Annotated in this window: 11 protein-coding genes; 8 read left to right on the top strand and 3 right to left on the bottom strand. The window is 49.7% G+C overall.

Going from position 1 to position 15,263, the window contains the following annotated elements; translation table 11 throughout:
• Positions 1–90: 90 nt before the first annotated feature.
• A complete protein-coding gene (locus MHB82_RS27645; RefSeq protein ID WP_341176329.1) occupies positions 91–1,818 on the top strand; it encodes a glutamine--tRNA ligase/YqeY domain fusion protein in 1,728 nt (575 codons plus the stop codon).
• A 378-nt stretch (positions 1,819–2,196) separates the two neighbouring features.
• Here MHB82_RS27645 and MHB82_RS27640 read toward each other — a convergent pair whose 3' ends face one another.
• Entirely contained in the window at positions 2,197–3,390 is a 1,194-nt protein-coding gene (locus MHB82_RS27640; protein ID WP_341176328.1) for an MFS transporter, read from the bottom strand.
• Between the two features lie 135 nt (positions 3,391–3,525).
• On the opposite strand from MHB82_RS27640, the gene mobA reads away from it, so the two are divergent.
• Complete coding sequence (gene mobA, locus MHB82_RS27635; protein WP_341176327.1) at positions 3,526–4,155, top strand: molybdenum cofactor guanylyltransferase; 630 nt, start codon at positions 3,526–3,528, stop codon at positions 4,153–4,155.
• A 56-nt stretch (positions 4,156–4,211) separates the two neighbouring features.
• On the opposite strand, the gene MHB82_RS27630 is transcribed toward mobA, so the two are convergent.
• The gene (locus tag MHB82_RS27630) at positions 4,212–5,186 is read right to left on the bottom strand and encodes an AraC family transcriptional regulator (protein WP_341176326.1); all 975 of its coding nucleotides are present in this window, start codon (positions 5,184–5,186) and stop codon (positions 4,212–4,214) included.
• Positions 5,187–5,390: 204 nt separating this feature from the next.
• On the opposite strand from MHB82_RS27630, the gene MHB82_RS27625 reads away from it, so the two are divergent.
• The 6 genes from MHB82_RS27625 (at position 5,391) to MHB82_RS27600 (ending at position 13,587) form a co-directional block, all read left to right on the top strand.
• On the top strand, positions 5,391–7,394 hold the full coding sequence (locus MHB82_RS27625) for a beta-galactosidase (protein ID WP_341176325.1): 2,004 nt from the start codon (positions 5,391–5,393) through the stop codon (positions 7,392–7,394).
• A 124-nt stretch (positions 7,395–7,518) separates the two neighbouring features.
• A complete protein-coding gene (locus MHB82_RS27620) occupies positions 7,519–9,309 on the top strand; it encodes a sensor histidine kinase (protein WP_341176324.1) in 1,791 nt (596 codons plus the stop codon).
• Entirely contained in the window at positions 9,306–10,406 is a 1,101-nt protein-coding gene (locus MHB82_RS27615) for a response regulator (RefSeq protein WP_341176323.1), read from the top strand. The genes MHB82_RS27620 and MHB82_RS27615 overlap by 4 nt, the downstream gene beginning before the upstream one ends.
• Before the next feature lie 113 nt (positions 10,407–10,519).
• Complete coding sequence (locus MHB82_RS27610) at positions 10,520–11,800, top strand: ABC transporter substrate-binding protein (RefSeq protein ID WP_341176322.1); 1,281 nt, start codon at positions 10,520–10,522, stop codon at positions 11,798–11,800.
• A gap of 78 nt (positions 11,801–11,878) precedes the next feature.
• Positions 11,879–12,763: a carbohydrate ABC transporter permease gene (locus MHB82_RS27605; RefSeq protein WP_341176321.1), complete on the top strand. Its 885-nt coding sequence runs from the start codon at positions 11,879–11,881 to the stop codon at positions 12,761–12,763.
• The gene (locus MHB82_RS27600) at positions 12,760–13,587 is read left to right on the top strand and encodes a carbohydrate ABC transporter permease (RefSeq protein WP_095360004.1); all 828 of its coding nucleotides are present in this window, start codon (positions 12,760–12,762) and stop codon (positions 13,585–13,587) included. Before MHB82_RS27605 ends, MHB82_RS27600 begins: the two co-directional genes overlap by 4 nt.
• 64 nt (positions 13,588–13,651) lie before the next feature.
• On the opposite strand, the gene MHB82_RS27595 is transcribed toward MHB82_RS27600, so the two are convergent.
• Entirely contained in the window at positions 13,652–15,139 is a 1,488-nt protein-coding gene (locus MHB82_RS27595) for an aminotransferase-like domain-containing protein (protein WP_095360003.1), read from the bottom strand.
• Positions 15,140–15,263 lie beyond the last annotated feature (124 nt).

The raw sequence follows: 15,263 nt of genomic DNA, 5'->3' as shown, positions 1-15,263 counted from the left end.
ACTTTGGTGCCGTTCTTTATTGAACTCGTCCCTCGTTAAAGGTATATTTAGATGAAACACTTTGTAATTTCTGAAAGCTCCAATCAATTCATGAAAGGTTTGATACCTGTGGACAATCGTACAACCCCTCCTAACTTTATCAAAAATATTATTACCGAAGATCTCCGGTCAGGAAAAGTCCAGGAAGTCATTACCCGTTTTCCTCCGGAACCGAACGGTTATCTGCATATTGGTCATGCCAAGGCCATCTGGATCAACTTCACGCTGGGCGCTGAATTCGGCGGCAAGACGAACCTGCGTTTTGACGACACGAATCCGGTGAAGGAAGATGTGGAATACGTACAATCCATTCAGGAGGATGTCAAATGGCTCGGCTTTGAGTGGAACGAAAAACGTTTTGCCTCGGACTATTTTGACGAGATGTACAACCGTGCTGTCCTGCTGATCCAAAAAGGAAAGGCCTACGTCGACGACCAAAGCGCCGAGGAAATTCGGGAAATGCGCGGCACGCTGACCGAACCGGGCAAGAACAGCCCGTATCGTGATCGTACCGTTGAAGAGAACCTGGATCTGTTCGCCCGGATGCGGGCAGGCGAGTTCCAAAATGGAGAAAAAGTGCTGCGTGCGAAGATCGATATGGCTTCGCCTAATATCAACTTGCGTGATCCGGTCATCTACCGTATCGCTCATGCACACCATCACAACACTGGGGACAAATGGTGTATCTATCCGATGTATGCCTTTGCTCATCCGCTGGAAGATGCCATTGAAGGTGTGACACATTCCCTCTGTTCCCTGGAATTCGAAGATCAACGACCATTCTATGACTGGGTAATCGCTGAATGTGAGATGGAGAGTCAGCCGCATCAGTATGAATTCGGTCGCCTGAACCTGTCCCAGATGGTAACGAGCAAACGGAAACTGAAATTGCTTGTGGACGAAGGACATGTGGATGGATGGGACGATCCGCGCATGCCAACGATTTCAGGTCTCCGTCGCCGGGGTTACACACCGGAAGCGATTCGTGATTTTGTATTCGAGACAGGTATTTCGAAAAGTCAGGGCGTTATTGACCTGCAAACGTTGGAACACTTTGTCCGTGAGGATCTGAAGCTGAAAGCTCCGCGCACCATGGCCGTTCTGCACCCGCTGAAAGTAGTCATCACCAACTACCCTGAAGGGGAAGTGGAGTGGCTGGAAGCAGAGAACAATGTGGAAAATCCGGAGATGGGCAGTCGTAAAATTCCATTCTCCCGCGAGATTTACATTGAGCAAGATGACTTCATGGAGAATCCGCCGAACAAGTACTTCCGTCTGTTCCCTGGTAATGAGGTTCGATTGAAACATGCGTACTTCATCAAATGTAATGATGTGATCAAGGACGCTGAAGGCAATGTGACCGAGATTCATTGTACCTATGATGTGGAGACGAAGAGCGGCAGTGGCTTCACAGGCCGTAAAGTTAAAGGTACGATTCACTGGGTAGAAGCCACTCAAGCGGTACCTGCTGAATTCCGTCTGTATGAGCCATTGATCTTGGCAGAAGCACCGGATGCTGATGTAGAACCGGAAGTAGCCGGAGCTGAGATCGTGGAAGAGCAACCGGAAAAAACATTCCTGGATCAATTGAATCCGAATTCCCTTGAGATTGTTCACGGGTATGTGGAGCAAGAGATGCAGGAGGCGAAAGCACAGGATAAATTCCAGTTCTTCCGCCATGGTTACTTCAGTGTGGATCCGAAGCATTCGGAGCCAGGCCGCCCTGTATTCAACCGGGTCGTATCGCTGAAAAGCTCGTTCCAACTGCCGAAGGCATAAGTAGGACAGAGGTACAACAATAGGTAAAGCATAGGGTTTGAGGTCAGGCTGCAAGTTAGAGTCATAAACGTAAAAGGCGTCTCTGGGGCAACAAGCCCATGGAGACGCCTTTTTCTCTACTACAATTCTTAATCATTTGTTTGAATGTTTGATCTTTTTATATACACCATAACGGAGAGGACAGAATAAAGCTGGAGAAGCGAAGCGTTCGCTGCAAGCTTTCTGCAAGAAAGCACTTCGAAAGCATACGTTATCACCGTGATTTTACCCTCTGAAAAAGGGAATCAAATAATCCGGGAATAACAGCGATCGAAGATTGTTCTGTCCACGCAGTGGCCTAGTGTAGCTCCAAAGGTTCAACCTCTGTGAAACAAACCATTATCCGTCCTCATCCATGCTTCCCATTTCAGTCAGCACAATAGGCTGGTAGCCATTTCTGCGATTGATTAGCCACATGACGCCAAAGCCTGCTGCACCAATAAGAGAGAAGAAGACGCCAATGTTATACATGACCTCGGCACCGAAGCTCTGGAATAACCAGCCGCCGAACAAGCCGGCAATGACACCGGATATACCGCCCCAGGCCATCGTATACACAGCTTGGCCAGAGGAACGATAAGGTCTCGGAATAAATAGCATGGTCAGCTGGGTCCCGACATAGAAGTATCCGCCAAACGTAATGGAATGCATCAGCTGGATAAATACAATCTCCAGGGGATTAACGGCCTCGGCCATCAGCTGCCAACGAACGGCGAATAACAGGCTGACGAGCACGAGACTTGCAAGCAGCATGCTCATTTTTCGTTTCAGGAAGCGATCCAGCAGCAGGAACACACCCACTTCAAGAATGGATGAGGTGAAGATGGCCCACCCGACCATCTGTTTGTTGCCGCCCATCTCTGTTATATAGAGGGACATAAATGTACTGTTCATCGCATTGGGAACCGACACCAGCACACCCAGTCCGATAAACGTCATGAAATACGGATTGAACATCACTCTGCCGAAACGACGGAAGGTCACTACAGGAGTGTCCGACGCAATCGGCTGCCTTGGCAGAAACATGGCAAACGCAAATGCAATGATAATCAAGCAGGCAAACACAATCGAAACACTGCCGACACCCAATCGGTCGATAAGCGGTCCTGCTGCTACGGCAGTCAGAGCCCAGCCGAGCGAGCCCCACAGCCGGAATGTACCGAATTTCTGCGTGGTCCCATCGATATACCCGAGAATAAGACTGTTGGTTTGGGCAAACAGCGGACTTTGGAAGAAATAAAAGAAGATCATGGCTCCATAAATCCAGGCATAGGTCGGCGCATGAAAGACCGCTTGGGCCAGCACGAAGGTGCCCCCCATCATCATCATCAGAATGATGCGAATATTGCGGGACTTGTCGCTCCAGAAGCCCCAGAACGGATTGGCAAATAAAGAGACAAAGGGGCCAATGGCCATCAGACTGCCGATTTCCAGCTTGGTCATGCCGATCTCCTGCAGATACAATTGGAGGAAGCCAGCGAAGATGGAGATGGCTCCATATATGAAAAAGTTATATAGCTTCAGCGAAACCAAAGAGGGATTGCCTCTTCCGGGTGCATATCTGTCCAAATAGAGCCATTCCTTTCAGAATCAATATTCTACAATGTATCATTTGTTGAAAGGGGATTCAATGTATAGAATAAGTTTATTATATGAGAGCAGGAAGGGATGATAACCGTGGACATGAAGGAATGGACTGGCATTATACTGGCAGGGGGTTTATCCAGCCGGATGGGTTCCAACAAGGCACTGCTGCCTCTGGATGGCTCCATTGTGCTGGAGCATGTGGCTTCGGCTATAGCTCCTGCAGTATCCCGTGTCATCGTTGCTGCCGGACCCAATGTGGATGCTTATCAAGCGCTAGGTTATACGTGTGTTGAGGATGGCTATCCTGGAAAGGGGCCGCTGGCCGGGCTGCATGCCGCACTTGAAGCATCGGAGACCGAGTGGAATCTGGTCTGTGCCTGTGACCTGCCTTTGATCCAGCCCTCCTTTTTTACCACATTGCAACGGTTAGCCGCATCGGACAAGACACATCGGGCGATCGTGCCGCGTCTGGAAGGACGGGTCCATCCACTGGTAGGCATTTATCATATTGATGTACTTCCCAGCCTCGAACAGTGCCTGATCGAAGACCGATTGCGGGTCACTCGCTGGCTGGATGAGGTTGGGTGCCGATATGTGGAAGCAGAGGATCTGGAAAGAGCAGGGGTCCAGGATGCAGCAGCACAGTTAATCAATATGAACACCATGCAGGATTATCGGAACCTGGTGGGCAACCTTCCGCCGAGCATGTGAATCGATCATCATATTTCAGTATGCAGCCCATGTCTCATGTAGATTTTGTAGCATCCTTACTCTAATTCAACTGGCCAACCATGGTGTCTTTGGCTGACATCGAGAGATGTCTCCTGCAGGGTATTCCGATATTGAAGCGGACTCTGGCCTGTCCAGCGTTTGAATTGCCTGCTGAAGTGGGATAGGTGGGTATAGCCCAGCTTCCATGCAATTTGTCCGAGAGAGAGTTCCGGTTGTTCAATCATGAACTTGGCCTCCTGCAGCTTCAGACTCGACAGATAGGCTCGTGGAGATTGCCCGTATACTTTGCGAAAGATCTGCAGGCCGTACCCTGGGCTGATGCCAAAGGAGGATATGATCTGTTCCACTTTCACGGTGGAAGCATGGCCTTCCTTGCTTCGAAGCTGTGCGTAAAAGGCTTGTTTGATGGCCTCTGCGATGGCCCCTGCGTAGTGCATTGCAGAGGGTGCCGGAGTATTCGGCCCATCACCGGATAGGACAGGTAGCGGTTCCTGGTCGGTTGCCTGGGACAGGAGAGCGAACAGTTCGAACATGCGCGCTTGCATGACAAATTTGTCCGTAGATGTGTAGGGCTCAGATGTTTTGATCATGCCCATCCAGTTCTCCAATACAGCACGCATCTGGAGATTGTGCTCTGTACCCGCCTCATAGATACCACTATGCCGTGACATCAGCTTGAGGGTGAAGACCGGATCGTCCACATGGAAATGGGCGCTGAAATACGTCATGCCCTCTGCGGAAACACATTGATTGGTATGTTTGAATCCCGGGGGAATCAACAGAATATCTCCCTCTTCAACAGTATAGGTGTAACCATGAATTATACTTGCCTGGGTCCCTTTTAAAATCAACATGATCTCGAATCCCGGATGGGATTCTTCCGGCATGGTCCAGCCATGGGGTACCTGCTGGCTGTGTGCGCCAAAAAACTTGATGTTACAGTCAATGATGGGCAACCAATGGGCCAGCGGATGATGTGGCATTTCTCTTAACTGTGATCGGATATCCATATACATTCACCTCGGAAAAGGGTAAAAATATCTCGTTTTGTGCAATCGGCACCTTGAGTATACTTCATTATAATCGGTTTAACCAAGCAGGTCGTTTCCAATAACAGTACACTTGAATGGATAACATTGTAAACGCTAACATTTGTGGAGTTGAACTATAGCTGGAATCACATTCGAGTTCAGTGCAGAGAAGGAGATATGAAGATGAACAAGTTGTTATACGGAGTAGCCTACTACGATGAATATATGCCCTATGAAAGATTGGACAAGGATATTCAGATGATGAAGGATGCGGGGATTAATGTTGTGCGTATCGCCGAATCGACCTGGAGTACGCATGAGCCGCAAAATGGCGTATTTGATTTTTCCTCCGTGGATCGTGTACTGGATGCCATGCATGATGCGGGAATTCAGGTTATCGTTGGCACACCAACGTATGCTGTTCCCACCTGGATGGTCAAGGAACATCCGGATGTTTTGGCAACTACCGTACAGGGACCAGGGAAATACGGTGCACGCCAGATTATGGATATTACACATCCAACCTATCTGTTTTATGCTGAACGCATTATCCGCAGGCTCATCTCCCGGGTTAGCACACATCCCGCTGTAATTGGCTATCAGACCGATAATGAAACGAAGCATTACAATACAGCCGGAGATAATGTACAACTGCAATTCGTCAAATATATGCGGAACAAGTTCAGCTCACTGGATGAGCTAAACAAGGAATTTGGTCTCGATTATTGGAGCAACCGCATCAATAGCTGGGAGGACTTCCCTTCGGTTGTGGGGACGATCAATGGCAGCCTCGGCGCCGAATTTGCCAAATTTCAGCGGCTGCTCGTAACAAACTTTCTCGCGTGGCAAGTCGGGATCGTGAACGAATACAAACAGGCTGGCCAGTTTGTCACCCAGAACTTTGACTTTGATTGGCGCGGATATTCGTACGGCATTCAGGGAGATGTGGATCATTTTGCCGCATCCAAACCTTTTGACATCACGAGTGTGGATATCTACCATCCTTCCCAGGATGATCTGACAGGCATTGAGATTTCATTCGGCGGTGACGTGGCGCGTTCAACTAAGCAATCGAACTATCTCGTACTGGAGACTGAAGCGCAGGCATTCTGGCACTGGGTTCCCTATCCGGGACAGCTCCGTTTGCAGGCGTTCAGCCATCTGGCTTCCGGAGCGAACATGGTCGCTTACTGGCACTGGCATTCGTTACACAACTCATTCGAAACCTACTGGAAAGGCCTGCTGAGTCACGATTTTGAACCGAACCCGGTTTATGATGAGGCCAAAACGATTGGGAGCGATTTTGCCAGACTAAGCCCGCAGCTCGTTAATTTGAAAAAAACGAATCGAGTTGCCGTATTGTTCAGCAATGAGGCCCTGACGTCAATCAAGTGGTTTGGATTTAATTTTACCAGTGACAAAAACTACAACGACGTGGTGCGCTGGATGTATGACGAATTGTACAAGATGAACATTGGCTGTGATCTGATCGATCCGTCAGTTGAAAGTTATAAAGGCTATGATGTCATTGTTGTACCGGCATTGTATGCAGCTTCGGATGCACTGCTGGAGAGGTTGAACCAATTTGCCCGGGACGGCGGGCATGTGGTGTATTCCTTCAAAAGCGGATTCGCCAATGAACATATCAAGGTACGCTCTACCCGCCAACCAGGGATTATTAGCGAAGCTTGTGGCATCAGTTACAATCTTTTCGTAGAACCGAAAAAGGTTAGCCTCCGTGATGATCCATTCCAGGTTGGGGAGGAACAGAACCAGGTTCATACCTGGATGGAACTGATTACACCGACCACAGCAGAGGTGCTCGCCTGGTATGAACATCCTCATTGGGGCAAATATGCAGCGATCACCGAGAATGTCTATGGCAAAGGCAAGGTAACCTATGTGGGCTGCTATACCAGTTCAGCCGTGATCCGCAAGGTGCTGGAGCGTGTTATGAAAGAAGCCGGAATATGGGGAGCCGACCAGGAACTTGCCTTCCCACTCATCGTGAAGACAGGTATGAATGATCAGGGGAATACGATTCGCTACTACTTCAACTACTCCGATCAGGCGGTAACATTCGTGAACCCGCATGGAAAAGGGATGGAGCTTCTGTCCGGGGCAGTGGTGGCCGGAGAACAGAGCATCGAACTGGAACCGTGGGGAATACGAATCATTGAGCAATAATGGGAAATCATAAATGAATTGACAACCCTTACTCCAATGATATAAAAAGGATACCAAGATCAAAGCGCCCTTGCAGCTTATGCCAGGGCGTTTGTCTTATTTAAAGCCTGGGAGTGGATGCGCCATGTTTACCGACTTCTACCGGAAGCTTACAGATCCGTTCAAACGCAGCATTCGCAATAAGCTGATTCTGACGATGACCTTGTTGGCGGTTCTGCCGGTCATTGCCATGACCGCGATGGCAGCTGAGAATGCCCGATCTTCCATGGAGGAGGAAATTATGCAAACCAATCGGGCCAACATGAACTGGGCCTCGGTGTATTTGGGAGAACAGTTTGCCCGGATGAACAATATTATCTATTCCATTCAGATCAGTGATGAGCTTCATCAGTATTTGGCGCTGAACATGGAAGCACCGGCTGCCAGCCGGTTTGATGAACAGAAGGCCGTATTCAACATGCTGAATAGCGTATATTATTCAGCTGGCAATTACGTATTTGGTGTCGAGCTTTACCTGAAGGAATTGGACACGCTGTTCACATTCAATTCGATGGAAAGCCGGATCCGAACGGTCAACGATGTTCCGGCTGGCTATCATGAACTTTTCGATCAGCATAAGGACTTCACCATTATCAATGATTCTAACGATTCGGAGAAATTCCATATGACCCGCAGTATGAATCGCTTTGAAGATCAGGCGCAGATTGGGGCGATCAGTCTGGAGATCAAGTGGGCCGAATTCGATCAGACGCTGGAGCTACTGGACAGCCGGGGCGAGTACTCGGCTTACATTGCTGATGGGACGGGCCATCCTGTCTATCAGCCGAACAAGGAGATACAACCATCGGCAGAAGCGTTGGAGAAGCTTGCACAGACGAATAATAACTCCGGTTTCATTCGGACTGCGAAGGAATATGTATTCTACCATTCGATAGATCCGTCCGGGTTGCGTCTAATCAAAGTTGTCCCTGACCATGTCATTAATGAAAGTGCGCTGGCAACAATGAAGTATGGACTTGTGGTTGGCGGATTGGCTACGCTGATTTCCATAGGATTGGCAGCATTCCTTGCATGGCAAACGTCGAAGCCCATCGTGAGACTGGCCAATTCCATGAAGGGCATCCAGCTGATCAAGGATAAGGAATTGGTGCGCAGTGGACGGGTCGATGAGATTGGCTTGCTTGAGAAAAATCTGCACGGGATGGCAAGCCGGATCAGAGAGCATATCCGTGAAAATTACCATATGAATCTAGAAAAACGTACAGCAGAGCTCAAGGCTCTGCAATCACAGATTCACCCGCATTTTCTGCAAAATACGCTGCAGATGATTGGTGGCATGGTGTACTCCCAAAAACCCGCGGACAGTTATCGGGTTATTCGTGCCCTCAGCGAAATGTTCCGCTACATTATACGTGCACCAGATGGTCTGGTACCGCTGCAGGCTGAACTCGATCAGCTTGAACATTACATGTTGATCCAGAAGCAGCGTTTTGCCAGCAGGTTAGAATATACCTTGGACGTCGAAGAAGGCCTGGGGAATTGTTACATTCCCAAATTATCGTTGCAACCGATCGTGGAGAATGCATTTGTACATGGGCTGGAGAAGAAGCAGGGTGAGTGGAGGCTTGAAATCGAAGTTACCCGCGAGGACGAGCAAGTCATCATTTGCATTCGTGACAACGGAGTTGGCATGGATGCGGGCACGCTGGCAGAGATTCAATCGAGGTTGTCCCGGCTGTCAAGGCAAGGAGACAGGGTATGGAATTCAGGCACCAGCATCGGACTGATCAATGCAGCATCGCGAATCGTGATGCACTTTGGGCCTGCATACGGCATGAAGATGGAGAGTGGAGAAGGCCAGGGAACAAGGGTTACGGTTGTCATTCCCTGCGACACAGGAGGCGAAACTGGGTGAACAAGGAACATTACAGAGTGTTATTGGTGGACGATGAGCCGTGGAATCGGGATATACTGCGCAGTCTCGGCGAATGGGAGACGCTCGGCATGACTGTAGCAGGAGAGGCGGAGGATGGCGAAGAGGCCATTCGCTTGATTGAACAGCATCAGCCCCATATTATCATTACGGACATGCGAATGCCGGGTATAGATGGTGTGGAGTTGCTGCAGACATTAAGCGGGCAGTTTCCGCACATCAAGGTGGTTGTGGTCAGTGGATATGATGATTTCAATTATGCCAAACATGCGATTCGCCATCGTGCCACGGATTATCTGCTGAAGCCAGTGAATCCGGATGAATTGAATGCGGTTCTCGCCAAATGTAAAAGGGAATTGGAAAAGGCTGAATCGGGGCCGGAGTTCTGGGAACCTTACCCCGCCGCCTTTTCCGGAGAGTTTGCACTGTTCCAGCAGCAGGTACGCCTGCGTTTCAACGATCTCAATGTACAAGGGCTGCGTGAACTGTTCCAGCAGTTGGAGCACAGGTTGGAGATCAACCTAATTCACAGGCCCCAGCAGCTTGGACGGATAGCATATGAATTGCAGACACTAATGGGTGAGCTGTGTGTTTCCAATGGGCTGTGTGACCAGCCTTCTGCGGCCGTGCTGCCACCTTCTGTCTCACTGGCATCCATATCTTCGGCTGTGGACTGGGTATCTGCGCCGTATTACCAGGCTTTGGAGCAATTGATTGCCCAGCGCAAGTTCAAAAACAAGCTGAATCTGGATGAGGTGAAGCATCACATTGAGCACCATTGCATGGAGCTGATTACGCTGGAGCAGCTGGCTCAGATCTTTTTTGTCAGCAAGGAGTATTTGAGCAAGATGTTCAAGAAAGAATACGGCTTGACCGTGACGGACTACGTTGTACAGCTGCGCATGACCAGAGCCAGGGAATGGGTGCTGGACGAGCAGATTCCATTCAAGCATATTGCAGAGATGGCAGGCTATGAGGATGTATCTTATTTTTACCGGGTATTCAAGAAGCATTTCGGAATTTCGCCTGGGGAGATGAGGAAAGGAGAGGCTGGTCTGCAGAATCCAAGGCTGGATTAAGGTTTAAAATAATCCAATAAACGAGTCTAATTTTATCCAATGAAGCGCTTTCATTTCGTGAGATATAATGGGCCTATGAAAGACAAACCAGCCACACCGGGAGGTCATAAGAGATGAAAGTATGGAAAAGCGTAGCAAGTGCGGTACTGGTGAGTGTGTTGCTCGCAGGCTGCGGTTCTAATGCAGGTACGGATGGTTCGGCAGAAGGGTCTGCATCAGGCAGCACCGTGTCACTCAAGGTTTTCATAGCACAGCCGCGGCTGAAAGAACATTACGATAAATATATAGAACAGTTCAAAGCCAAGGAGAAAGCCGAGAAAAACATCGAGGTTAACGTACAACTGGAGATGCCGCCAGCGGATAATGCACCGCAGATTCTGAAGACAAGGCTGGCCTCCAATGATGCTCCGGATGTGTTCGCGCTTCATGCCGTGAACGAAATCCCGCCATTCAGCAAAGCGGGCTACCTGGAGGATCTGTCCGATCAGCCTTTTGTGGACAAATTACTCGATTCCGTTAAACCATCCGTTATGGATGCGGAAGGCAAAGTCGTGGCCGTCCCTATGGAAACGTTATCATGGGGTTACCTCTATAACAAGGATATTTTCGAGGAGCAGGGACTGGAGGTACCAACGACATTAACGGAAATGAAAGCAGTCGTGGAAAAACTCAAATCGGCGGGAATTACACCATTTGAACTGTCCTACAAGGAGGCTTGGATCCCGCAGCTCTTCCTGCCGCTTACCGTGGGTGCACTAACACAATCGGAGCACAAGGACTTCATCGATAAGATGAATCAGGATCAGGGATCATTTGCGGATATGAAAGCATTGTTCGATGTCTTCGATCTCGTGAATGCTAATGGTACGGATAAAGCACTGGAAGTAGGCGGAGACGATGGATCAGCAGCTTTTGCAACAAGCAAAGCAGCCATGTGGATTCAGGGGCCGTGGTTCGCGGAGACCATCCTGAAGTCCAATCCGGAAATAAACTTTGGCGTGGCTCCACTGCCGATCAATGATAAACCGGATGATACGAAAATCAACCTGAGCACCTCCACGTCACTGGCGGTATCCTCTTCAAGCAAAAACAAGGAAGTTGCACTCGACTTTGTAAACTATATTCTCGATGATAAGGACTCAAGTGCATTCTACGAAGCCCTGAAATTTAATCCGGTAGCGAAGATTCATGACTTCAAAAGCTTCCCATGGGTAGATGATGCATTGAAGTATGTCAATGAAGGCAAAGCCTATCAGGATCCTTCGATTCCTCAAGCCGTTAAGGACGAGTCAGGCAAAGCACTGCAAGGTTACTATTCCGGTCAACTGGATCAACAGCAGGTTATCGATGCGCTCGACAAGGCGTGGAAATCCTACAACAAAGTCAACAAGTAGGCAGATGAAACGGCTGGCAGAACGGTCTTCGTTCCCCCGTTTACACGAGTCTGCTTATAGTGAAGAGGGGGAGAACCTATGGCTACGAATGTATTCAAAAAGTATCTGTCACTGCTCGCGTTCACTGCGCCTGCCTTTGTCATCTATGCGATTTTCCTGCTGTACCCCACGTTTAGCGGCATGTTCTACAGTTTGACGGACTGGAACGGCTTGAATCAGGATTACAGCTTTATTGGACTTGGAAATTTTGTTGAATTGTTCAAGGAGGATCCCGACTTTCTGAATTCCCTTTGGTTCACACTCAAGTACGTGGTGTTTATGCTGATTCTGCAAAATGGGATTGCCTTGCTGCTCGCCGTGTTCATCGAGACACGGACGCGCAGCAAGGGGCTCTTCCGGACTCTGTTCTTCATGCCGAACATGATCAGTACAATCATCAGTGCCTTCATGTGGACGTTCATTTTCTCTCAAGTTCTGCCACAGCTGGCCGAGGAACTGGCCTTCACGTTTTTGGATCAGCAATGGCTAGGGGATCCGAAGTTTTCATTTTACTCGATCCTGACTGTATCACTCTGGAACGGTGTAGGGTACATGATGATTATCTATCTGGCTGCCCTGCAAGGCGTGCCGAAGAGCCTTAAGGAAGCGGCTGTTATTGACGGAGCCAACGCTTTTCAGGTGCTTCGCAATGTGGTGCTGCCGATGATCACCCACGCTGTTACCATCTGTTTCTTCCTGACGCTGAACGGTGCATTCAAGGTGTTTGAAGTGGTGTATGGTCTGACAGGTGGCGGTCCGGGCAGAGCCACGCAAGTCATCACTATGAATATTTATGAAGAAGCCTTCTCCAACAACTTCAGATACGGCTATGCCAGTGCCAAATCAGTTGTACTGTTTATTATCGTGCTCATCTTCACACTCATCCAGATTACCGTCATGAAGAAGAAAGAGGTGGAAGCATGAGGATGCAACGATTAAACAGCTACCTGATCCGACTGCTGCTCGTGCTGGGTTCCCTCGTGGCCATGCTGCCAATCTACATGGCTGTCGTAAACTCGTTCAAAACACAGGGTGAGATGTTCCAGTCGTTTATCGCACTGCCGACGACGCTTCATTGGGAGAATTACTCCGATGCGTTTAACAAAATCAATCTGCTGGGCAGCTCGATGAATTCAGCGATTGTATCCTTCCTGGGTATTGGCGGCATTGTGTTCTGCGCTTCGCTGGCCGGATACAAGCTGTCCCGTACTGCAGGAAGACTGAGCAACCTGATTTTCTTCCTGTTCGTGGCTTCGATGCTAGTGCCTTTTCATTCCATCATGATTCCGCTCACCCGGGTTGCCAAAGGAATGGCGGTACAGGGAAGCACATACGGACTCGCACTGATCTATATTGGGCTTGGTGTCAATATGGCGATCTTCCTCTATCACGGGTTTGTGAAGTCTATTCCGCGTGAATTGGAAGAATCAGCACAGATGGATGGTTGCAATGAGGTGCAGACCTTTTTCCAGATTATTTTTCCGCTGCTGCTGCCGATTACGGTTACGATCGCCATTCTGGACTTTCTGTGGATCTGGAATGACTTCTTACTCCCGCTGCTTATGCTGACTGATGTGAATCGCTATACGCTGATTCTCTCCACCAATATGCTGTTTGGCGAATATAACAAGGAATGGCCGCTGATTCTGTCATCCCTGGTGCTCACTGCCATTCCGGTTGTTGTGATCTATGCCTTCTTCCAAAAGTTCATTATGGAGGGCATTGCAGAAGGCGCAGTTAAGGGATAACAGGTGAAAAACCGCTTTGAGCTGAAGGATGTCCTCCTTCCAGTACAAGGCGGTTTATTTGTTGTTAACCCAACAGCTTTTTGGCTGCTTTGGCTAACAGCTGCATTCCACGCTCCATCTCTTTTTCCGAAGCATACGCATAGGACAGTCTGAGGTGGTCCGCATCGAGGCGGTCATACAGAAAACCAGGATGAATGAGCACGCCATCCTGGAGGCAGGTATGGAACAGCTGGCGGATCGAAAGGGGGCCGGTAGTGAACTTGAGCCAGATGTAAAAGCCTCCGGCTGGTTTGTTCCACTCTGCAATGCTGTTGAAGTAACGTTCCAGCAGATCCAGCATGAAGTCCCTCCGGCGGCGAAGCTCTGGCCGCAGACACTCCATGTGCCGTGTGTGATATCCCTCTGCAAACCAGAGTGTGGCCGCTTCCTGCGCCAGTGAACTGGTACCATAGTCCGTTTGCATCTTGATGTCTGCCAGGCGGCGAATAACCGGCTCAGGTCCTACCAGCCAGCCCAGACGTAGACCAGGGCTGACAGCCTTGGACAGTGTGCCCATGTGAAGCACACGTCCATCCGTGTCCCTCGCTTTTAACGATAGGGGCGGGGGCATGTCCAGCCACAGGTCCGTGTAGGCAGCATCCTCCAGAATGGACACACCTCCGGCACGGGCTGCAGACATCAACTCGTTTCGGCGAGTATCACTCATGACGGAACCCGTCGGATTGTGAAAACTCGGTATGGTGTAGAGCAGCGGCGAAGGATGTCCCTGATGAGTGCCACTCTCGATCAAATCTTCCAGACGCGGTATGTGTAATCCACCTGCATCCATGGGAACGCCATGCATTTTTAATCCGGCGGATTGAAAGGCATGAATGGAGTAGAGGTAGGAGGGCTTCTCCAGCAGGACAGCCGACCCTCGGGGAAGCAGGCCCACCGATATCAAATGCAGCGCCTGCAGCGAGCCCGAGACAATTAGAATGGCACTGGGAGACGCCTGAATGCCGCAAGTCAGCAAATAGTCAGACAAGGCCTCGCGCAGCTCCAGGCTGCCTTGAGGCTGAAGGTAGTTTAACGTACGGGCACGTTCCGAGAGGGAGCGCAGGATGTCATTGAAGGCCTCTTCCGGCATTAGTTCAGGCGCTAGCTCTCCGGTACCGAGCCGAATGATGCCAGGCTGGAACTCGGCGCGGTTAATGAGCTGTACTTCAGGAAGGTTGGGATAATACCAGCCTTCCTCAATGGCTTCATTCCAGTTGGGCGGCGTCCCGTGGGCAAGTGCATGCCAGCCGGAACCGGAGACATAGGTTCCTCCGCCGCGTCTGCCTTCAATCATGCCGGCAGCGATCAGGTTGTCCAGCGCAGCGACCAGTGTACTGCGGTTGACGCCCATGGACTGAGCCAGTACACGCTGGGAAGGCAGGCGGTAGCCCGCGGTCCACTCTCCGGTCGTTATTTTTTCACGGATATATATTTCAATCTGACGGAATAGAGGCAGGGGGATTGCAGGATCAGGTTTCCAGTCAATGCCCTGTCTTGGATCGGAATGCTTCATACGGAGCTAGCCTCCAGTGGGATAAGATGATTCAGGCATTTATTTGTATACCGAATTTGTACACCAACATTGTATACCGACAACTATATCATTTTGGTTGGTCTCCATGCCATCCAATTGGTTG

It is taken from the genome of Paenibacillus sp. FSL K6-2862, assembly GCF_038005125.1.
GTDB lineage: Bacteria > Bacillota > Bacilli > Paenibacillales > Paenibacillaceae > Paenibacillus > Paenibacillus illinoisensis_A.
This window is presented reverse-complemented; position numbering and strand designations above follow the sequence as displayed.

Bases quoted from the DNA above. Each gene is read 5' to 3' on its own strand.
- MHB82_RS27595 (WP_095360003.1), bottom strand. From the start codon at position 15,139: ATGAAGCATTCCGATCCAAGACAGGGCATTGACTGGAAACCTGATCCT.
- MHB82_RS27625 (WP_341176325.1), top strand. From the start codon at position 5,391: ATGAACAAGTTGTTATACGGAGTAGCCTACTACGATGAATATATGCCC.
- MHB82_RS27610 (WP_341176322.1), top strand. From the start codon at position 10,520: ATGAAAGTATGGAAAAGCGTAGCAAGTGCGGTACTGGTGAGTGTGTTG.
- MHB82_RS27630 (WP_341176326.1), bottom strand. From the start codon at position 5,186: ATGGATATCCGATCACAGTTAAGAGAAATGCCACATCATCCGCTGGCC.
- MHB82_RS27620 (WP_341176324.1), top strand. From the start codon at position 7,519: ATGTTTACCGACTTCTACCGGAAGCTTACAGATCCGTTCAAACGCAGC.
- MHB82_RS27645 (WP_341176329.1), top strand. From the start codon at position 91: ATGAAAGGTTTGATACCTGTGGACAATCGTACAACCCCTCCTAACTTT.
- MHB82_RS27600 (WP_095360004.1), top strand. From the start codon at position 12,760: ATGAGGATGCAACGATTAAACAGCTACCTGATCCGACTGCTGCTCGTG.
- MHB82_RS27605 (WP_341176321.1), top strand. From the start codon at position 11,879: ATGGCTACGAATGTATTCAAAAAGTATCTGTCACTGCTCGCGTTCACT.
- mobA (WP_341176327.1), top strand. From the start codon at position 3,526: ATGATAACCGTGGACATGAAGGAATGGACTGGCATTATACTGGCAGGG.